The organism is Goekera deserti, from assembly GCF_010685995.1.
Taxonomy (GTDB): Bacteria; Actinomycetota; Actinomycetes; order Mycobacteriales; family Geodermatophilaceae; genus Goekera; species Goekera deserti.
Genome location: NZ_JAAGWK010000022.1, coordinates 37,441 through 56,867, shown reverse-complemented (window position 1 = coordinate 56,867; position 19,427 = coordinate 37,441). Strand labels below are relative to the sequence as shown.

Annotated in this window: 18 protein-coding genes; 6 read left to right on the top strand and 12 right to left on the bottom strand. The window is 69.7% G+C overall.

The annotated features are described in order from the left end of the window. Window position 1: 1 nt before the first annotated feature. The 3 genes from G1H19_RS15515 to G1H19_RS15505 form a co-directional block, all read right to left on the bottom strand. Window positions 2-667: a nuclease-related domain-containing protein gene (locus G1H19_RS15515; RefSeq protein ID WP_152727341.1), complete on the bottom strand. Its 666-nt coding sequence runs from the start codon at window positions 665-667 to the stop codon at window positions 2-4. Window positions 668-768: 101 nt separating this feature from the next. After that, on the bottom strand, window positions 769-2,502 hold the full coding sequence (locus tag G1H19_RS15510; protein ID WP_162392367.1) for a putative bifunctional diguanylate cyclase/phosphodiesterase: 1,734 nt from the start codon (window positions 2,500-2,502) through the stop codon (window positions 769-771). A gap of 910 nt (window positions 2,503-3,412) precedes the next feature. Further along, window positions 3,413-4,012 (bottom strand): TetR/AcrR family transcriptional regulator, encoded by a 600-nt coding sequence (locus G1H19_RS15505; protein WP_202925778.1) that lies wholly within the window; start codon window positions 4,010-4,012, stop codon window positions 3,413-3,415. A gap of 39 nt (window positions 4,013-4,051) precedes the next feature. Here G1H19_RS15505 and G1H19_RS15500 point away from each other — a divergent pair, with 39 nt between their 5' ends. Continuing rightward, window positions 4,052-4,741 (top strand): hypothetical protein, encoded by a 690-nt coding sequence (locus tag G1H19_RS15500; protein WP_152727338.1) that lies wholly within the window; start codon window positions 4,052-4,054, stop codon window positions 4,739-4,741. 21 nt (window positions 4,742-4,762) lie between these two features. Here G1H19_RS15500 and G1H19_RS22675 read toward each other — a convergent pair whose 3' ends face one another. Continuing rightward, complete coding sequence (locus G1H19_RS22675; RefSeq protein ID WP_193616464.1) at window positions 4,763-4,978, bottom strand: hypothetical protein; 216 nt, start codon at window positions 4,976-4,978, stop codon at window positions 4,763-4,765. Window positions 4,979-5,177: 199 nt separating this feature from the next. Between G1H19_RS22675 and G1H19_RS15490 the strand changes: the two genes are divergently transcribed. Further along, a complete protein-coding gene (locus G1H19_RS15490) occupies window positions 5,178-5,525 on the top strand; it encodes a DUF2510 domain-containing protein (RefSeq protein ID WP_152727337.1) in 348 nt (115 codons plus the stop codon). 269 nt (window positions 5,526-5,794) lie between these two features. On the opposite strand, the gene G1H19_RS15485 is transcribed toward G1H19_RS15490, so the two are convergent. From G1H19_RS15485 to G1H19_RS15465, 5 genes are all read right to left on the bottom strand, one after another. Then, complete coding sequence (locus G1H19_RS15485) at window positions 5,795-8,215, bottom strand: hypothetical protein (protein WP_202925779.1); 2,421 nt, start codon at window positions 8,213-8,215, stop codon at window positions 5,795-5,797. A 907-nt stretch (window positions 8,216-9,122) separates the two neighbouring features. After that, entirely contained in the window at window positions 9,123-9,503 is a 381-nt protein-coding gene (locus tag G1H19_RS15480) for a hypothetical protein (RefSeq protein WP_162392368.1), read from the bottom strand. A 628-nt stretch (window positions 9,504-10,131) separates the two neighbouring features. Next, on the bottom strand, window positions 10,132-10,386 hold the full coding sequence (locus G1H19_RS15475) for a hypothetical protein (protein ID WP_162392369.1): 255 nt from the start codon (window positions 10,384-10,386) through the stop codon (window positions 10,132-10,134). Window positions 10,387-10,481: 95 nt separating this feature from the next. After that, on the bottom strand, window positions 10,482-10,826 hold the full coding sequence (locus G1H19_RS15470) for a hypothetical protein (RefSeq protein WP_152727335.1): 345 nt from the start codon (window positions 10,824-10,826) through the stop codon (window positions 10,482-10,484). Window positions 10,827-11,119: 293 nt separating this feature from the next. Continuing rightward, the gene (locus G1H19_RS15465) at window positions 11,120-11,803 is read right to left on the bottom strand and encodes a nuclease-related domain-containing protein (RefSeq protein ID WP_152727334.1); all 684 of its coding nucleotides are present in this window, start codon (window positions 11,801-11,803) and stop codon (window positions 11,120-11,122) included. A 143-nt stretch (window positions 11,804-11,946) separates the two neighbouring features. Here G1H19_RS15465 and G1H19_RS15460 point away from each other — a divergent pair, with 143 nt between their 5' ends. Continuing rightward, entirely contained in the window at window positions 11,947-15,027 is a 3,081-nt protein-coding gene (locus tag G1H19_RS15460; RefSeq protein ID WP_152727333.1) for a DUF3427 domain-containing protein, read from the top strand. Window positions 15,028-15,230: 203 nt separating this feature from the next. Continuing rightward, a complete protein-coding gene (locus tag G1H19_RS15455) occupies window positions 15,231-17,003 on the top strand; it encodes a DUF2075 domain-containing protein (RefSeq protein ID WP_202925780.1) in 1,773 nt (590 codons plus the stop codon). Between the two features lie 37 nt (window positions 17,004-17,040). On the opposite strand, the gene G1H19_RS15450 is transcribed toward G1H19_RS15455, so the two are convergent. Continuing rightward, the gene (locus tag G1H19_RS15450; protein WP_162392099.1) at window positions 17,041-17,262 is read right to left on the bottom strand and encodes a GIY-YIG nuclease family protein; all 222 of its coding nucleotides are present in this window, start codon (window positions 17,260-17,262) and stop codon (window positions 17,041-17,043) included. A gap of 19 nt (window positions 17,263-17,281) precedes the next feature. On the opposite strand from G1H19_RS15450, the gene G1H19_RS15445 reads away from it, so the two are divergent. Beyond that, on the top strand, window positions 17,282-17,758 hold the full coding sequence (locus G1H19_RS15445) for an ABC transporter permease (protein ID WP_235909168.1): 477 nt from the start codon (window positions 17,282-17,284) through the stop codon (window positions 17,756-17,758). A 13-nt stretch (window positions 17,759-17,771) separates the two neighbouring features. After that, the gene (locus G1H19_RS15440) at window positions 17,772-18,539 is read left to right on the top strand and encodes an ABC transporter ATP-binding protein (protein ID WP_152727330.1); all 768 of its coding nucleotides are present in this window, start codon (window positions 17,772-17,774) and stop codon (window positions 18,537-18,539) included. A gap of 111 nt (window positions 18,540-18,650) precedes the next feature. On the opposite strand, the gene G1H19_RS15435 is transcribed toward G1H19_RS15440, so the two are convergent. Further along, on the bottom strand, window positions 18,651-19,037 hold the full coding sequence (locus G1H19_RS15435) for a type II toxin-antitoxin system death-on-curing family toxin (RefSeq protein ID WP_162392370.1): 387 nt from the start codon (window positions 19,035-19,037) through the stop codon (window positions 18,651-18,653). Next, window positions 19,034-19,231, bottom strand: a complete 198-nt coding sequence (locus G1H19_RS15430) for a ribbon-helix-helix protein, CopG family (RefSeq protein WP_152727874.1) — start codon at window positions 19,229-19,231, stop codon at window positions 19,034-19,036. Before G1H19_RS15430 ends, G1H19_RS15435 begins: the two co-directional genes overlap by 4 nt. Window positions 19,232-19,427: the final 196 nt, after the last annotated feature.

The following is a 19,427-nucleotide window of genomic DNA, read 5'->3' as shown; positions in this document are numbered from 1 at the left end:
GTCAGGCCGGCGGCAGCCGGTCGGCGAGGTGGGCGGCGAGCAGGGCCACGGCCTCCGGCGTCAGCGGGCCGCCCACGTTCAGCCGGCGGGCCACGCCGCGCGGCCCCAGCACCGGGACGCCGGCGATCCACTGGGTCGCCCACGGCAGGTCGGCCACGTCGAAACAGAACGCCGGGTACACCGGCACGTCGGTCTCGGTGGGCACTTCGGCCGCCACCAGCCGCAGCGCCTCGGCCTGCCGCTGCAGCGCGGTGAGCAGCGCGGAGCGGTCGCGGCCGCCGACCACCAGGTGCTCGCCCAGCCCGGTGGAGCGCCGCACCCGCACGGGCGAGCCGGTGTACTGCCGCACGTCGACGACGTGCACCCCGCTCGGCGTGACCGCGAGGACGTCGACGACGCCCTCCCGCCCGGCGCCCAGGCTGCGCCGGAACATCAGCCGGACGTCGGGGCCGCACCGGCGGGTCAGGGTCTCCGCGGCGGCCCGCTCGGTGTCGGCGCCGGGACGGAAGACCGCCGTCGTCGCGGGCTCGGCCTCGGGCACCAGCAGCAGGTCGCCGCGGCGGGCGCGCCGGCGCTGCGCCCGCTCCTCGCGGGCCCGCCTGCGCTGCTCGGAGACGCGGTGCAGGGAGGCGGCGGGGGTCGCGGCGCTCGGGCCGTTCTCGATCACCGGACCAGTGAAGCGCCTGTGTGCAGGCGGCGTCTCCACCCGGTAGGAGGAGTGGACGCATCCGTTCGGTGGAGCCGGCTCGCGGATCTGCGGACGACGGGTCAGCCGGTGGCCCGGGTCAGCTCGCCGTCCCGGCGCTCCAGGGTGGCCTGCAGCTCGGCCACCGGCATGGGGCGCCCGTGCAGCCAGCCCTGCTCGAAGGTGCAGCCCACGCTGCGCAGCAGCAGGTCCTGCTCCGGCGTCTCCACGCCCTCGGCGACGACGTCCATGCCGAGCGCCCCGGCGAGGGCCACGATGCTGCGGAGCATCTGGGTCCGGCGCGGGGAGGTGGTGATGGCGGCGATGAACGAGTGGTCGACCTTGAGCACGTCGATCGGGAGGGTGTCCAGCCGGCTCAGCGAGGAGTAGCCGGTGCCGAAGTCGTCGATGGCCACCTTCAGGCCCAGGTCGCGCAGCGCGTGCAGGGTGGCCACGGAGGTCGCGGACTCGGCGTCGAGCAGGCTCTCGGTCACCTCGAGCACCACCTCCTCGGCGGGCCAGCCGGTGTCGGCGAAGACGGCGCGCACCCGGTCGGGGTAGGTGGGGTCGGACAACTCGATGCCGGACACGTTGACCCCGACGCGCAGCCGGCGTCCGGTGGCGGCGTGCAGCGCGGCCAGCTGGGTGCAGGTCTGGCGAAGCACGTGCTCGCCGAGGGCGGTGATCAGGCCGTGCTGCTCGGCGACGGCGACGAACTCCGACGGTGACACCGGCCCGCGCTCCGGGTGGGTCCAGCGGGCGAGGGCCTCCACGCCGACGACGTCGTCGGTGGCCACCTGAAGGATCGGCTGGAAGTGCACGGCGACGTCGCCGTGGGTCAGCGCGACGGCCAGGTCGCGGGCCAGGTCGGACACCTCGCCGCCGTCCAGTTCGCAGCGGCCGCGACCGGCGGCCTTGGCGGCGTACAGCGCCTGGTCGGCGCGGCGCATCAGCTGCGCGGCGCTGTCGCCGACCACGTACTCGGCCACCCCGCAGGACAGCCGGATGTCGGGGTGCAGCGCGCACAGCCGGCGCACCAGCTCCAGGGCGGCGGGCCCGGGGACGCCGGGCAGCAGCAGGGCGAACTCGTCGCCGCCGTGCCGGGCGAGCACGGCCGAGGGCGGCAGTGCGCGGCGCCAGACGTCGGCGACCTCGCGCAGCACCGCGTCCCCGGCGTCGTGGCCCTGCGTGTCGTTGATGGTCTTGAAGTTGTCCAGGTCGAGCAGGGCTGCGGACAGCCGCTCACCGGTGCGCGGCACGGTGACCATCAGCTCGCGCAGGGCGTCGTCCAGGCCGCGGCGGTTGCGCAGGTCGGTGAGCGGGTCCCGGCTGGCGCCGGAGGCGCGGACGACCAGCTCACGGGTGACAACACCCAGCGCGATCATGATCACGTCGAGGGCCAAGGTGGTACCCCAGGACACCGTGCCGTGGGCGAGCAGCGCCGCGGTCACCGCAGGCAGCCAGACGGCGAGGTGCGTGGAGGCGACGAGGAAGCTGAAGAAGAAGTACACGTCGATGATGACGAAGGACATGATCGCCGCGCAGACGACCGCGCTGGCCGGGTCGGGGCTCACCGAGACAGCGGCGAGGATGAGTCCGCCTCCGCCGGCCAGGGGCAGGTGGAAGACGTTCCGACGCCAGCGCAGCCCCCAGCGGTGCGCGACCGCGGCGGCGAGCACCGCGCACAGCGAGAGGCCCGCGAGGACCTCGCGCCCGTACCCGGCCGAGCCGGCACCCAGCGCCACGAGCGAGCCGGTGACGCCACCGAAGAGGAAGAACACGCTCAGCGTGCGCGCCATCACGCGTGGCGTCGCCACGTCGGGGGCTCGTCGTCGGCTCACCGAGGAGGGATCGACGCCCGTGCCGAGCTTCTTGACCGTTCGGCGGAAACGGCCGGATGCGTCACCCACTGCGGGTGAGGGAGGCGCCCGGGAGCGCGGCCGGTCGGCCGGGCTCGGTGGTGTCGACGACCGGCGGACGTGTCGACGGTGGACCGATCTCTGTCGAGGACGTCGCCATGTCCGCTCCCCCATGGGCGCCGGTCGGCGCCCCCCGCCGACCTACCCACCATGTGACGCGGGTCATGCGCCGGTGTCCCGTCCGATCAGGGTGTCCATGGGCTCCTCCTCGCTGGCCGCGTTCCTCAGCCGGGTCCGTCGCACGCCGATCGCACGTGGCCGGTGGTCGTGACCACGACGGTGCAGGTGGGTGACGTGCCGGCCGGCGCGCACGCCGGGCTGCGGCCGACGTACCGCGGCGGCAGGCCCTCCATTGTCCGACCCCGTGCTGCGCGAGCTCACCCGGGAGGTCCTGCCGATGCGGCCGCCCGGCTGGACCACGTCCCGGACGCCGGTGGCACCGCGCTGGGCTACGGCCGGACGAGGATGAACGGGCGGGATCAGGGTTGAGTTCGGGCGCCGACCGGCGGACAGTGGTGGTCACCGCCCGGACGGGCGGCCCCACTGCGTCCGAGGACGCGACACGGGCCACGGCACCTCACGCCGTCCACTGTGGATCTCTGCTGTGACTGCAGCACACCCATCCGTTCGCACCGCACCGTCGTCGGTGGCGCCGTCTACTGCTCGCCGCTGTGCTGGCGGTACGCCGCCGGCCTGAAGCGGCGGCCGGCCGCCCGGCCGCCGCGGCGGTGACACCGCCCCGCCTCGTCGAGCACGTGGCGGGGCTGCCCCGCGGGCCGACGCCGTACGTCGTCCCGGCGCACCGTGGTCAGCGGTGCGCCGGGGCGAGCACCCGCCGGACGGTGTCCAGCAGCATGTCCTGCTCGGCGGCGGCGAGGAAGCCGGTGTCGGTGGCCAGCCGGCCGAGGAACCCGTCGAGCACGACCAGCACCCAGGCGCACAGCCGGGCAGCCGGGACGTCGACCCGGACCTGCCCCGTGGACTGCGCCGCCTGGACCCACGGCAGCAGCCCGTCGGCGACGGCGGCCTCGTCCCGCGCCAGCGCGGCGGCCACCTGCTCGTCGTTCATCACCGCGCCGACGGCCTTGACGAATCCGGCCACCCGCGGGTCGGCGTACCCGGCCGCCGCGTGGATGACGTAGTCGTCGAGCACGGCGGCGTCGGTGCGGTGCTGCTGGGCGGCGAACCAGGCCACGGTCTCGGCCGTGCTCAGCTCGAGGATGGCCAGCAGCACGTCGAGCTTGGCCGGGAAGTAGTGGAAGAAGGTGCCGGAGCCGATGCCGGCGGTGCGGCAGATGGCCGCGGTGGTGGCGCGGTCGAAACCGTCCTCGGCGAAGCGGGTCAGTGCCGCGTCGACGATGGCGAGCCGCCGCGCGGCGTACCGGACCGGGTCGATCGTGCGTGCCACGGCTCGCCTTTCCTGGAGTGGTCGCTCTATCATCCACGCGTGACGTCGCTGCGCTCACGGAAGGCACCCGAGCGGTGGCTGCTGACCTGCGACGGCCGCGAGCACCGGGTCGAGATCACCGAGGTCCGCCTGCGCCGCCGGGTCGGCTGGCTGGTCGACGGCACCGAGGTCGCGGCGACCACGACCAGCGACGAGCACGTCGTCCTCAACGGCGGCGAGCACGGTGCGGTCGGGGTCAGGCTGCCGCGCTTCACCGGTCCCGCCCGGCGCATCACCTGGTGGTCGCCCGACACGAGGCCCGGCGCCGTGGCCGCTGCGCACACCGGTCTCGGCGGCACCGACCTGGACCCCGAGCCGGGGTCGAAGGCGGCCGCTCGGGAGGCGTGGATCCGCGCCCACCCCAACCTGCACGCCGCCCGGCACGCCGGAGGCGCCGTCCTCGGCGTCGTGCTGCCGTTGGTGGTGCTGTGGCTGCTGGCCCAGGTGTCGCTGCCGGCGATCCCGTGGCCGGACTGGGACTTGCCGTCCATCCCGTGGCCGGACTGGGACCTGCCGACGATCCCGCTGCCCGACTGGGACCTGCCCGAGCTGCCCGCGTGGGTGCGGGAACTGCTGGACAAGGCGACGTACGTGGCCCCGGTGCTGGTGGCGTTCGTGGTGGCGCGGGCCGAGGTGAGGCGGCGGCGGGCGCAGGACCAGCGGAAGCAGTCCGCGGAGCGCGGCGCCTGACCGACGTGGCGTCGGGAGCGGTCAGAGCGCGGGCTCGCACGCTCCCGCGCCGAGCTGCGCCAGGCCCGCGAGGTCCCCGGCGGCGAAGTCGTGGACGGCGGACTGCTCCGGGTACATGAGCTCGCCGGGGTCGCTGACGTGCGCCCCGCGCAGTTCAGTCCGGACAATGAGGCCGGGCGCCGAGCGCTCGCCGTAGCGGTCGGACTGGTGGGCTTGCCACTGATTGCTGGAGTGCACGAGCAGCTCGCCACAGTCGGCGAACCGCAGGCTGGCGAAGGGTGACGCGGCCCGCGAGCCCTCTGAGCTGCGGCTCCCATGGCCCCAGCGGACCCGGTCCCCAGGTCACCAACTCGGGTCACTTGAGCGTGTCCAGTGGGCTAGCACATCTGGAGGAAGCAGCACCATGTCGTCTCACACGTAGGAACGAGAGGACACGATGGGCATCCTGCGCAAGACCATGTCGATCAGCACTGCGGGCATGATCGGCTACCGCAGCAAGGGCGAGCGTGCCGTGAAGTACGCCAAGCAGACGCGCAACGCTGCGCGAGTCCAGGTCGTGCAGACCGGCGTCATGATCGAGAACCAGCGACAGATGATCAACCAGAACGATCACGCCAACGTGCGCGAGGCAGTGCGGGACATGCGCGGCGAGCTGGGCGCCCCGGCGCCCGTTCCGGTCGTCGCTCCGCCCGCGGGCTTCTACTCGGACCCGCAGGGAGATGCTTCGCTCCTGCGCTGGTTCGACGGGCTGCAGTGGACCTCCATGACGAGGCCGCGCGACTGATTCTCGCGTCGCGGGGGGGTGACACTTGTCGGCGCGCGTGAATCGGGAGACGGCGGCGTTGCTGGTGCCGCCCGGCAGTACTCGTCGATGGGCGAACCATCGGGCCACGTGCCGATTGCGACTCGGTTGTCGGCTCTGCCCACCCATCTGTGGGCACAAGGGAGGCAGTACACCTGAGGAGCCGTCCGACGTCCCGCAAGTCCATCAGGCGTCGCGACCGGACCTGCGCTCACCGATGCCACGCTGCCAGATAAAAGGTCATCTCTTGGTCACCGTCGTCGCTTCGGTCGCTTTCGTCGCTTCGAGGCGGGGCCCCGCTGCCCGCGTGGCGGTGCTTTCGCGAACGTCTCGTCGAGACTGAGGAGTGGGGACGTCGCGATCTCGATGTCCCGCTCCGGCGATCGCGGTTGGGGTTCGCCGCGATACTGGGACGTCGCGATCGAGCCATCCGGTCGGTAGATGAGGAGCAGTGCCCGGTTGGATGCGGTCTGGTACTGCTTCGCTTCGATGTAGTCGACGAGGTGACCTACCGGCACGCCCGCTCTAGCAACGGCCAGTGTCAGCAACCATGATCCGTAGGGGGTTGTCCCGTGGGTTGTGAGGCTTCGTTCTCGGTCAGCGGTTCGCGCCAGTCGTCGAACCGTTTTCAGCGACTTGCCGATGTGGCGTTGCGAGCTGCGACTGAGGCTCACCAGATCAGCACCCGTTCGTAGCCATCCAGGCCACTGCGCTGATTCGCTCGCCGCGAGATAAGCCTCGACCCACGGTTCTTCTCGGCGCGTCGGCTTCGGAGCGGCCCGGTGGGAAGTGCCTTCTGTCGAGTAGATCCACGCGTCGAGCGGATCGGTCAGGGTTCCGAGGTGGACCCGCCCCTCATCTTCAAACCGTCTGATCTCAGACGGTCGCACCCGCCGCAGAACGGGGACCTGCGCACTAACCTCGTCCGGATCCGGCTCGAAGAACATTCCACCGGTCATGAACCACATCAGCATGTCCAACTCGTCGGCGCCGACGACCATGGTAGCGAGCTTACGGCCCCGCCGTCGTCGCACGTACTCGAGGAATTGAGCGGGATGGTCAATGGTGCGACTGAAGACGATCAGATCGTGAAGACTTACGATCCACGGCACGTCGGTCGTTGCAATGACCCCCTGCTGGGCCAGTTCGTTCATGGCGAGCGACAGTGGCCCCATGTCGTCGAGCATTACGACGACTGAGTGGATCTCCTGAACGGCGGACAGATCGAGCCAACTGCCGTCGCTCGCCCACACGCCATTGTTGGACTTGACGAGCGTCGCCAGGCGGTTCGCCTGCGTGTTGGCTTCCGACAGCGTCTTCTGCAGGTCCGCGGCCAGACGTTGCGCGTTGCCACTGCGCGCTTTCTCGGTAATCGATCCCGCCTTCACCTCGACGCACAGGGCCACGCCGTCTACGATGAAGAGGAGATCGGACTCGAAGGTGCGTCCTTCACCCGCGACCGGCGTGCGCCCACTAGCGAACTCGGCGTGGTCTGCGGGGTCGACGGGGCCGAGGTAATGCTGCCCAGTCCAGCGCGGCTGAGCTCCGCCTAACAGCCGGCCGATCGTCGATCCGGTCATGGTTTCGGAGAAGGCCGCCCGTCGACGCACGTATTTGTCCCAGGCCGGCGCAGCTCTCCCGCCCGCGGCTGCCGCAGCGAGAAAGCCCCTCTCGAGGTTGCGGCGCAGTTCGTCCTCAGCCATGAAGCCATTGAGGATCAGGTATTCGTCACCGTCGCGAATGCTCCCGCCCGGACCGGTGGTCCTCCCGAGACGATATCGGTCGACCATACCGGGTTCGGTCGTCTCGGGTCGAGCAGTTGCAAAGAATTCGAGAATGCGTCGAGCCGAGTCCTGCTCAATACCGGCGAGAGCTGACACATCGGCCGACGATACCGCGCCGAAGAGTCGACACTCGTTCAACATCAGATTGTAATCTCGTCGAGCCGCTTCCGCCTCGAGCTCGGTCGGGTTGACGCCAGACTGGACTAGGTCGCCGATTCGGTCACGCGCACCGAAGAAGCGTTGATTGAATAGCTGAAGGGAAGCTGTTCGGGTTAATCGCATCACATCAACCGTGAAGCCAAGCACGTCAGCCATGATCTTGCTTACTGTGGGGTCTTTGAGCAGTCCGGAGTTCAGCTCTTCGGCAACGGACTGGTACTGACGGCCCCTCACGGAGAGTTCGTACCCCAGGAACTCGCCGGCGAGCGATGCGAGAGGCAGCTTCGACAGGCGACCTCGGAAGACGGCGAGGGTCCGACAGCAGTCGACAATTCTGCCGGCTAGACGCATCGCCTCTGCGCAGTCAGGTTGGCCAGAATTCTGTCCCGTTAAAGGCGTTCTCGGCAGTCCCATTCCAAGGAGGACAAGTGCAATGACATCCTGGGCGGCTTGGGAAGTTTCCACAGTGGTTTCTGATTCATGCGACTGACTGAGCTCCCAAGGGCTGACGGCATGGCGGATGAATGCAAGCGTGTCGAAGGAGTCCCGCCCGCGCAGGAGAACCTCCAGTGCGTGTCGACTCGTTTCAATCTCGCGTTCGATGTTGGCGAGAACGGTCTGCACGTCGGACGCCCCATCCGCCAGGCCCTGCAGCTCGTCCAGCGCGCGCGCCGTCCTAGTGACCAGACCCGGTCCGACGAGCTCGATACGGTGGTTCTCCCGGCTCATGCGCCGAGACTCGCAAGAGGGTCCGACAGTTTCGACCTCGGCGTTGCGGAGGAACCGACAGCCACGCGCCGGCCAGGAACGCCTGAGCCGGTGGTGACGCGCCGTGAAGCGGCGGGCGGCGCCCGGGATGACCTGGAGGAGTCGCGTCCTGCCATCGCGCGCCGCGAGGTCCCTTGCGGTGGTCGGCAGCCGCACGGAACGTCCAACGCCTTTCGAGGTGACCAACGACCATAAGATCCTGAAGGGACGCGATGTCATCTCGACTTCTCACGACTGAGGACGCCGCCGCGTAAATTCAAACAAGCCCGGCCACGGCCTGGTACTGGCGTCACGCCGAGATCGGACCGGCGGGGGTCAAGGTGGGCCGCCGCGTGCTCTGCGAGGAGGTCAGTGCGACCGGTGGTGGGAGACCAAGGGCGCGGCGTCGCCGCACGGCACTCGCTGAGCCGATCGAGCCGCCATCGGCACGTCACTGCCTGCGGAGGGCACTGTCAGCTTGGCTGCCGCACTTCCACCCGGTTTCCCTTAGGTCGGCGACCCAGGGCCTCGTATTCGGCAGCTGCCCAAGCACAGCAGGGTGTCATCCATGCTGTTGCGCCGCGGGAAACGTCGAGTGTCGTCTGCCACTCAGGGGGCCAGGACGTAGATATGCGCGTGTGCTGAGCTGATTCCCCCCGGGTTGGCTAGGCCAGCGCGGGATTGACGTTGGTGCGCCGGTTCACGAAGCCAGCGGGTGACCCCAGTACACAAGCAGGTCTTGGTGGCCGGGCGCATGCGCTAGGACGTACTGGCGGAAGGCATCGACTTCCGCTGCGTCAGATTCGTACCTCTCGTAGAACTGGGTTGCGATCCCATGCGAGAGCCAGTATTCCTCCGTGCTTTGCCACGCGATGGACGTGGCCGCAACTCACGCCCCGAACGGTGCCCCGGCCGGTGGATGTGCGTCACCGAGCACCTGGACGCACCGCTCGAAGGCGGGGAGCTTCATCTGGTCTAGGTAGACGCTGTTGGCCAGGACATTGATCGCCCCGCGTTGACGGCGGAACGACTGGCCGAGCAGCACGACCGGTAACGCGAGCGCCACAGGCAGCAGCCAGGGCGCGACGTCCCAACTAAGTTGGCCGAGCAGCCCCGCCAACGGGGCTGACACGCCGCGCCGAAACTCGCTCTCGGAGTTGAGTCGATCGAACTCCTGCGCCTGCCCGGGCGAGTTGATCTGCAGCTGTGGCGCGACGCCTCCAAGGCGGTGGATGAAGGCGTCCGTCGGGAAGAGCGACGCGATGGACATCGGCGCCCCGACTGCAGCGAAACTTAGCTGCGATGGCGTTGTACAGGAGGCTCGGCGCGCTATCTGACTCCTCCCTGAACGTGCTCCGCAGGCGCCAGCTGAGGTGGACGAGCGGCTGGAGCTGACGACCTGACGGCCGAAGTAGACGTTCAGGGTCATCGACGGGTTGGCGTGACCGAGCTGATCGGCGACCTGCCGCGGGGGTGATCCCAGCCTCGTCGAGCCGGGTGGCCACCGTCTTGCGGAAGGTGTGCGGGGTGACCCAGGACCAGGGCCCCTTAGTGCAGCGCACCCGGCGGCCCGCCGGCGACGTGCTCGTCGCCGGCAGGAAGCCGGTTCCGTCGAATACCTCGCACAAGAAGGAGTCCAGCAGCTGGCGCAGGTCACCGGAGACGCTGTTCGGGTCGCGCAGCGTCCCGGCGAACGGCGCCGGGAAGACCAGCTCGGTGTCCGGCCGGTGGGGTGACGCGAGCCGGCGGCGCACCATCTCGATCGCAAACTCCGGCACCGCAATGATCCGCCAGCCGGCGGCGGTCTTGGTCCGCGGCTGGACGACCATCCCCTGCTTGGGCACCCGCACCGCGGTCGCGATGACCTCCCAGGTGCCGGCGTCCAGGTCCAGCAGCGGTCAACCGGCGGTCTCCGCCGTCCGCAGCGACACCGCCTCACCGATCCGCGCACCGGTCGCGAGCATCCAGTCGACGATGTCGACGACGTCCAGCTCGTTAGCCCGGGCACTCCCCCGGAACAGCTCGACCAGCCGGGTAGTCTGCTCGACGATCAGCGCCCGGGGTGCCTTCGTGGCGGTGGTGTCGATCCGGACGGTGGCGTCGCGCACGGGTTTGGCACCGACGGCGCCGTCGTCGGTGGCCTGGGAGAACATGCCGGACAGGCAGGCGCGGGCGGTTTTGGCCGCACCGGCCCGCTGGCCTTGGCGATCGCGGTGAGCGCGCGGCCGACCCGGCCGTGGGTGGCCTCCTACAGCGTCAGCTGGCCGAAGGCGGGGAGCACCGAGGTGCGGATCACCGAGCGGTAGGTGCGTTCGGTGCCGGTGGACCAGCCGTGGTGCGCCAGCCATGCCTCGACGAGTGCGGACACCCGGGAGCTCGCGGTGATGACCCCGGCTCCCCCGGGCCCGCGGCGGGCGGGCAACTCGGTCTTCAGCGCCCGCTCAGCGGCAGCGCGGCTGACACCGGTCTTGGAGACCAGCCGGGTGCGGCCGTCGAAGTCCCGGAAGCGGGCGCGGGCCTGAATCTCACCGCTGGGCAAGAGCAGGAAGCCGATCTTGCCGAACGTGCCCACCGGCAGCGGTGGTCGTCCCATGCGGCACCTGCCCTCATCGGTTTCCGATGAGTTGATGACGCCTGGTTCGAAGCTCCAGAGCTATATGCCCTGGTCAGAGCTCCCTCGATAGGACTTGAACCCAAAACCCGTCGAGTAGAAGCGTGCTCGATCTCGAATAACTCTTTAGCGCCTCCTGCATTGATCTCCTGATCATGCACGCTCAGGCGCGTCAGTTGGTCGACGATCAACACTTGCTGCGCGTCGCCGAACGAAGCACGGCCTTGGAGTGCCCCAACAGCGTCTCAAGGGGCCCTATCGATTCCCCTGTGGCCTCAGGCGACCGGCAACTGCACTGCAAGATGTCGGGTCATAGACGCGCGGAGTGTAGGTCCCAGCGAGCCAACCGAGTTGAGCCGCTTAGCGAGCCCCTTGGCCCCGAGTACCGCGACCCCTTGCACTTGTTTCGCGAAAAGGGGCAGATCTGAACCTACGAAGCAGAGCGCGAGGTGCAGAGGCACCACGTCGGACCACGGAAGGGTGGACAGGGCATCCCGGACTGCGTCCTCTTGGCGCTTGACTGAGGCGAGAAGCCGAGTCTGGTCTCGACCGTTGACCATCAGCTGCTCGGTGACAAAGCTGATCAGGCCACCCGTGCGCCGCACCCGCACGGTTGCTCTTGCGTACTTCTTCACGTCGATGACATGCACACCGGTCGGGGTCACGGCGAGCACGTCGATGTCTCCGTCCCGACGACCTGCCCCCAAGCTGCGGTTGAAGAGCAACTGCACGTCGGGCCCACACGCGCGTCTAAGCCGCTCGGCGACCAGGGCCTCGCCTTCCGCACCGCTCCGGAAAGCCGAGATGGTGCCCGGCTCTCGTTGAAGCGCCAACATCAGGCCGCCGATTCGGGGGTGCCTGCAGCGGACCGCTTCCTCCCGCGCAAGACGACGGGCCTCATAGGTGCGGAGAAGGGAACCGCCGGGTGTCCCGGGGTCGATCTGAGTCGTGTCGAGCACGCACTGAGTGAACTGGTGGACCGGACGGTGGTCATCACCACGCCGGATGAGATGCTGACGGTTCGTATCAGTGCCATTACTTGGAGCGCGAAATCGGCCCTGGCCGCCGCCGGGGGCGGCGGCTCGGGCAATCGGGGGATCACATGTCGGACGTAGAGCCGGGCATCTACGAGCACCTGATGACGCGGGGGCTCGCCCGTCGACTGGAGGCGGTGGACGGCGAACTCGTCGACCGTGGGGAACTGGATGCCGCGGACTCCCACGTCGCGCTCACGCGTCACCTGTCCGGCCTCGTCGCGCGCGCACTCCGGTCCGTATCCGGGCAGGGCATCAGGGCCCAGGTCGAACTCACCAACCGCATCGCCGACGCAGTGCGACAGGCCTCAGGTCCCGAGCTCATCCCCCAAGATGACGACGTCAGAGCGCCCGGCGAGCAGCTTCTAGCGGTGGCGACGCCGCGGACGACCCCGGCCCCGGCAGTCTTCCCGGTGCGCCCGAAAGTGCCGCTCAGCACCAGTGCGTTGCTGATCAACGGCCGCGGACAGCCCCGCATCGGCTATGAGGTCGAGCGGGAGCTGGCGTCAGCCGACTCGGTGGACCTGTTGTGCGCGTTCATCACCTGGCACGGCGTCCGCGTGTTGGAGCAGGCACTCGACGAGGCACAACGCCGCGGAGTCCGACTGCGCGTCATCACCACCACCTACATGGGCGCAACGGAACGACGTGCCGTGGATCGCCTGGTCGCTGCCGGAGCCGAGGTCCGGATCTCCTACGAGACCCGGACGACGCGCCTGCACGCCAAGGCCTGGCTCTTCCACCGGAAGAGCGGCTTCTCCACCGGCTACGTCGGCTCGTCCAACCTGTCGCGGACTGCGCTCATCGACGGCCTGGAGTGGAACGTCCGGTTGTCCGCCGTCGAGCAGTCACACCTGCTCGAGACGTTCGCCGACACCTTCGAGACCTACTGGCACGACGCGTCGTTCAAGCCGTACGACGGCGACGAGTTCGACCGGGCCCTCGCCGTCGAGCGCAGTGGCCGCGGCGACCAGCCGACCGAGCTGACGTCGCTCGACGTCCGACCGTTCGGCTACCAGCAGGAGATTCTGGAGGCACTGGACGCCGAGCGTCTGGTGCACGATCGGTGGAAGAACCTCGTCGTGATGGCGACCGGGACGGGCAAGACGGTCGTGTCCGCGTTGGATTACAGGGCGCTGCGCGCTGCCGGTCACGCCGAGACGGTGCTGTTCGTGGCTCACCGCAAGGAGATCCTGACCCAGAGCCGCTCCACCTTCCGGCAGGTGCTGCGGCGCGGTGACTTCGGTGAGCTGCTCGTCGACGGCCACAAGCCCACGCAGTGGCAGCACGTCTTCGCCTCGGTGCAGTCACTCGCGCAGCTGGACCTCTCGACGATGCGGCCGGACCTGTTCGACCTGGTCGTCGTCGACGAGTTCCACCACGCGGAGGCGGCCACCTACCGACGACTGCTGGAGCACCTGCAGCCGAAGGTGCTCGTCGGGTTGACGGCGACCCCCGAACGCACAGACGGCACCGACGTCCGGCGCTGGTTCGACGGGCGGATCGCCGTCGAACTGCGACTGTGGGAAGCACTGGAGCAGGGGCTCCTCTCACCGTTCCAGTACTTCGGCCGGCACGACGACGTCCCCCTGGACAGCGTCACCTGGCGCCGGGGCAAGGGCTACGACGTCGGCGAGCTGACCAACCTGTACACCGGCAGCGACGCTCGGGCCCGACTGATTCTGCAGGCGGTCCTGGACACCGTCAGCGCCCCGCAAGCCATGAAGGCTTTGGGCTTCTGCGTCAGCATCGAGCACGCTTCGTTCATGGCCGAGCGGTTCTCGGCCGCCGGCATCCGCAGCCTCGCCGTCACCTCGCGCGACAACTCCGACGCGCGTGCCGCGGCGCTGAGAGCGTTGCGCGACGGGAGCGTCAACGTGCTCTTCAGCGTCGACCTGTTCAACGAGGGCTTCGACCTGCCCGAGATCGACACGGTTCTGTTCCTGCGCCCCACGGAGAGCGCGACGGTGTTCCTCCAGCAGCTCGGACGGGGGCTGCGACTGTCGCCGGGTAAGGCTTGCCTGACGGTGCTCGACTTCATCGGTGCCCAGCACCGCGACTTCCGGTTCGACCGTCGCTTCCGCGCCCTGACCGGGGCGTCGCGCCGGGGGCTGGAGCGTGAGGTCGAGCTCGGGTTCCCCACCCTGCCCGCCGGCTGCTCTGTCCAGCTCGACCGGGTGGCGCAACAGGTGGTGCTGGACAACATCCGCCAGTCCCTGCGCTTGCCCTGGCCCGAGCTGGCGCGCGAGCTGTCCTCTGTGCCCGACACCGGGCTGGCTGGTTTCCTCGACGAGACCGGGCTGGAGCTCGAGGACCTGTACCGCGGGCAGAGACGCAGCTGGGTCGATCTGCGTCGCAGCTCTGGTGTGGAAATCAGCCCGCCCGGACCCGACGACGACCGGCTGCGCAGCGCTTTCGCGCGGATGTTGCACCTCGATGATCTAGAGCGACTGGACCAGCTGGTGCTGGCGCTCACCACGGGACGGATGCCCGAGGACGAGCGCAGCCGCCGCCTGGCCGCGATGCTCCACTTCGGTCTCTGGGGCTCCGGTGAGGCGTTCCAGTCCACGAACTCGACTCTGGAGCGACTGCTCGCCGACCGTGTCCGTGCATCCGAACTGCGCGAGCTCGCCGAGCTCATGCGGACACGCATCCACCGCGTGGCGCCGACGACGCCCGGCGCCCGACCGCTGCACGTACACGCTCGCTACAGCCGAGAGGAGGCACTCGCGGCGTTCGGCATGACGAACCTGGCGGGCACCTTCGGGTCGGGCGTCCGCTGGGTGCCCGACGAGCGGGCCGACCTGTTCTTCGTGACCCTGACCAAGACCGAGGGCCACTTCTCCCCCACGACCATGTACGCCGACCACGCCATCACGCCGACGCTGTTCCAGTGGGAGTCACAGAACACCACCACGGAGACGTCGCCGGTGGGCCAGCGGTACATGCGACACCGGGAACAGGGCAGCTCAGTGCACCTGTTCGTCCGCGAGACCAAGACACAAGACGGCGCACTGGGGGTGCCGCCTTACCTCTACGCCGGCCCGATGAGCTATCAGTCGCACACCGGCAACCGACCGATGCGCATCGTGTGGCAGCTCGACCACGAGCTGCCGGCCGACGTCTTCCACGCCGCGCGAGTCGCCTGAGCACCCACCTCGACGCCGTCTAGGGTGACCGGCGAACGCGGTACGACAGGCTTCCGAACCATGGACATGCCCCCTCCGCACGATGACTTCGTGCTGCCTGGGGACTGTCCTTGTCACTGCTCCGTACGTCTGCCGCCGGCCTGGCGACCCTTGCGGCGTCCGGTCGCCTCGGGTCGACGCTGGCCGATCAGATGCGTCATCGGATGAGCCGCAGCCCGTCGGCGTCCGAGGTGCGCTCGTGGGACGCCAGCCTCGGCGCGCTGGCCGCCGACCTCGCTCAGGCCGACCTCCAGGGCGTCGAGGTCCTGCTCGAGTACCAGCTCCCGTTGTCCAGCAAGCGGATCGACGTCGTGCTCGCCGGCCAGCACCCCCGCACCGGTGGCCCGTCGTACGTGGTCGTCGAGCTCAAGCAGTGGACGGCAGCGACCCTGTTCGAGGGTGATCCCGAGCTGATCCTCCAGCCCAGCTACGGCCCGCGACCGGTACTGCACCCCGTCGCTCAGGTCCGCGCCTACGGCGAGTACCTGCTGGACTTCGTCACCGTGCTGCACGGGACCACCGACGTGCTGTCCGGCGCCGCCTACCTGCACAACGCCACGGACGAGCGGGTCGACGTCCTGCGCAGCTACCCGCAGGACGAGCTCGGGCGACTGTTCACCGGTCGGGACCGTGGCGACTTCCTGACCTACCTGCAGTCGCGTCTGTCACCGGTGAACGCCGCCGTGCACGCCGACCGGCTGTTGCGCTCCCCGCACGCGCCCAGCAAGCAGTTGCTGCGGGTGGCCGCCGAGGAGATGCGCACGCGCGAGCAGTTCGTCCTGCTGGACGAGCAGCGAGTCGCCTTCGACCTGGTGCTCCACGAGGTGGAGAAGGCGCGCCGCGGCGACCACAAGAGCGTCGTCATCGTGGCCGGAGGCCCGGGCAGCGGGAAGAGCGTCATCGCACTCTCCCTGCTCGGTGAGCTCGGCCGCCGGGGGATCAGCGCTGCGCACGCCACCGGTTCGCGCTCGTTCACCCAGACGCTGCGCAAGGTCGCCGGCCACCGCGCTCCGCGCACCGCTGCCCTGTTCCGGTACTTCAACCAGTTCATGGAAGCCGACCGGAACGGCCTCGACGTCCTCATCGCCGACGAGGCACACCGCATCCGCGAGACGTCGGCCAACCGGTGGACCAAGGCCGAGCTGCGCAGCGACCGACGCCAGATCGACGAGCTGATCGACGCCGCACGCGTGCCGGTGTTCCTGCTCGACCAGAACCAGGTCGTGCGGCCCGGGGAGATGGGCACCATCGAGGACATCGAGAAGCACGCCCGCGAGAAGGGGCTCGACGTCCACCACATCGACCTGTCGACCCAGTACCGCTCCGGCGGCAGCGCCCAGTACATCGACTGGGTCGAGAAGCTGCTCGGGCTGCAGGCCGGGGGCCCGGTCGCGTGGACGGGCGACGAGCGCTTCGACGTCCGGACCGCCCCGTCGCCGTCGGCCATCGAACAGGCCCTGGCCGAGAAGCTCGCAGCGAAGGAGAACGCGCGTATCGCGGCCGGCTACTGCTGGCCGTGGAGTGACCCGCAGAAGGACGGCAGCCTGGTACCTGACGTCCGTATCGGGGACTGGTCCCGGCCGTGGAACCTCAAGGGCGACCGCTCGGTGGGAGATGCCCCGCCGGCCGCCCTGTGGGCCAGCGACGAGCGGGGCTTCGGGCAGGTCGGGTGTGTCTACACCGCCCAGGGATTCGAGTACGAGTGGAACGGCGTGCTCATGGGCCCTGACCTGGTGTGGCGCACCGACCGCTGGATCGCCGTCCGGTCGGCCAATCGGGATCCCGACTTCCGCAGCGTGACCAAGGTCAGCGACGCCGACTTCGACCTGCTCGTGCGCAACGTCTACAAGGTGCTCCTCACCCGCGGTCTGCGCGGCGTCTACCTGCACTCCACCGACGCCGAGACCCAGCAGAAGCTCGAGTCGCTCGTCACCTGACGAGAACCGGCCGGGGGCGCGCGGGGCGGCAGCGGCCTCAGCGTTGCGTCCCCTTCGCTGCCTCGCGCCAGCGTCGCCGGGCCTGCCGCACGTACTCGTACGCCGGGTGCGCCGTGTTGTCCGCCTGGTTCAGCGGAGGCTGGAGCTCGTCGATCACCGCGGCCTCCACCGTCCACGGCTCCGGGTGCTCCGCCCACGTCAACCGCAGTGTCCCGTTCATCCACTCCGACAGGTGCGCCTCGTCCTCCGGCACGAGCACCGGGCGGGGGTTCGACCCGATGATCAACCTGTTCTGGCCGGTGCCGGCGACCGCCTGGGTGCCGCTGGTCGCGCTGCTCATCGGCTACGGCGACCAGGCCTCGATCTTCCTCATCACGCTGTCGGCGTTCTTCCCCATCGTGCTCGGCACGATCAGCGGCGCCCGGCAGGTGCCCGAGCGGCTGATCGAGGCCGCCCGCATGCTCGGCACGTCCGGCGTCGGGGTGCTGATGCGCGTGGTGCTGCCGGCCGCCGCCCCGGCGATCGTCAACGGCATGCGGGTGGGGCTCGGGCTGGCCTGGGTGATCCTCGTGCTCAGCGAGACCACCGGCGTCCCGACCGGCCTGGGCTCGACGATCTTCCTGGCCCGCGACGTCGTGCAGACCGACCAGATCGTCGTCGGGATGATCTGCATCGCCGTCGCGGGGTTCCTCTCCGACCGGCTGCTGACGCTGCTGTTCCGCCTCGTGTTCCGCGACCGCCCGCTGATCAAGTAGAGGACGACGAGCCATGGGCCGCACCGCCGACGTCCGCGTCGAGCACCTGACCAAGCGCTACGGCGACGTCGTCGCGATGGCCGACGTGTCGCTGACCATCCCCTCCGGTGAGTTCGTCGCCGTCGTGGGTGCCAGCGGCTGCGGCAAGAGCACGCTGCTGCGCATCCTCGCCGGCTTCGAGCGCGCCACCGAGGGCGTCGTCGAGGTGGGCGGGGTGCCGGTCACCGGGCCCGGCCCCGACCGCGGCGTCGTCTTCCAGGACTACGGGCTGTTCCCGTGGCTGTCGGTGCGGGAGAACGTCGCCTACGGCCCGGCCCGCAAGAAGCTGCCCAAGGCTCAGGTGCGCGAGGTCGCCGACCGGTTCATCGCCGCCGTCGGCCTGACCCGGTTCGCCGACCGCTACCCCGGCCAGCTCTCCGGCGGCATGCAGCAGCGGGTGGCCATCGCCCGGGTGCTGGCCAACGACCCCTCGCTGCTGCTCATGGACGAGCCGTTCGGCGCCCTGGACGCCCTCACCCGGGGCGACCTCCAGACCGAGCTGCGCCGCATCCACATCGAAACCCGGACGACGGTGGTGTTCGTGACGCACTCCATCGAGGAGTCCGTCTACCTCGCCGACCGCGTCGTGGTCATGACCGGCGGCGCCTCGCACGGCGTGCCCGGCCACATCAGCCGGGTGGTGACCGTCGACCTCGCCGACCGGGACGTGACCTCACCGGCCTTCAACGCGGTCAAGCGGGAGATCGCCGAGCTGGTGCACACGGTGCCGGCCGCGGTCTGATCCCCCACCCGAAGAACGCTCGCGGTCGGCTGCACCCGCCGTCCTCGGCGCAGGCGCGAGTACAGCTCTTCGTGTCCGCTGACGCCCAGGAGTGGCCGCTGCTGGCCGGCGTCAGCTCTGGCGCAGCTCCGCGGAGCCCTCTCGGATGCGGGCCGCGATCTGCCCGACGTCGTCGAGTCGGCCGGTCGCGATGTCGATGATGAGGTCGTAGGCCTCATCGTTGGTGAGCGTCAGCCGCCGGCCGTTGACCCCCAGGAACGCGATCAGCCCACCGAGCGCCAGGCGTTTGTTCCCGTCGACCAGGGCGTGGTTGCGGGCGAGGGAGTGCACCAGCGCGCCTGCCTTCGCCTCCAGCGTGGCATACGCGTCGGCGCCGAATGCCGTGGCGCGTGGGCGGGCGGCAGCAGCGGCCAGCAGGCCCGCGTCCCGCAGTTGCACGTGCATGCCCGTGGCCCGATCAGCGACCAGCCGCAGCTCCGCGACGGTCAGGTAGATCACTGGCCGAGCCGCTCCAGCGCCTCGGCATAGCGAGGTAACTCGCTGTCCAGAACGCGGTCCAACAGCTCAGCACGACTGTGCACCTCGACGTACTCGCGGATCGCCTGGCGGGCCACGTCCTGCATGGAACGGTCCTCCAGCTGGGCTTGTCGACGCAGGGCGTCTGCTTCCTCGTCGGTCAGGCGCAGGGTCATCGGCACCCTTGGACGGTATCAGCCATGACACCGCGACGTCGGGGTCGGCGACGAGACGTCCGCTCCTGTGGAGCACGCACCCGGGCCCCGGCGATCTGCTCGTGACCGGTCAGCGTCGTCGTCTCGGGGACGCGGCCCCAAGCCGGATCGGTCATGACCCGCGGGTGCCCCGCCGGCCAGGTGCGCCAACCGGTGG

Bases quoted from the DNA above. Each gene is read 5' to 3' on its own strand.
- G1H19_RS15490 (WP_152727337.1), top strand. From the start codon at position 5,178: ATGGGCATCCTGCGCAAGACCATGTCGATCAGCACTGCGGGCATGATC.
- G1H19_RS15485 (WP_202925779.1), bottom strand. From the start codon at position 8,215: ATGAGCCGGGAGAACCACCGTATCGAGCTCGTCGGACCGGGTCTGGTC.
- G1H19_RS15480 (WP_162392368.1), bottom strand. From the start codon at position 9,503: ATGTCCATCGCGTCGCTCTTCCCGACGGACGCCTTCATCCACCGCCTT.
- G1H19_RS15475 (WP_162392369.1), bottom strand. From the start codon at position 10,386: ATGTTCTCCCAGGCCACCGACGACGGCGCCGTCGGTGCCAAACCCGTG.
- G1H19_RS15470 (WP_152727335.1), bottom strand. From the start codon at position 10,826: ATGGGACGACCACCGCTGCCGGTGGGCACGTTCGGCAAGATCGGCTTC.
- G1H19_RS15460 (WP_152727333.1), top strand. From the start codon at position 11,947: ATGTCGGACGTAGAGCCGGGCATCTACGAGCACCTGATGACGCGGGGG.
- G1H19_RS15455 (WP_202925780.1), top strand. From the start codon at position 15,231: ATGAGCCGCAGCCCGTCGGCGTCCGAGGTGCGCTCGTGGGACGCCAGC.
- G1H19_RS15445 (WP_235909168.1), top strand. From the start codon at position 17,282: ATGATCAACCTGTTCTGGCCGGTGCCGGCGACCGCCTGGGTGCCGCTG.
- G1H19_RS15440 (WP_152727330.1), top strand. From the start codon at position 17,772: ATGGGCCGCACCGCCGACGTCCGCGTCGAGCACCTGACCAAGCGCTAC.
- G1H19_RS15430 (WP_152727874.1), bottom strand. From the start codon at position 19,231: ATGACCCTGCGCCTGACCGACGAGGAAGCAGACGCCCTGCGTCGACAA.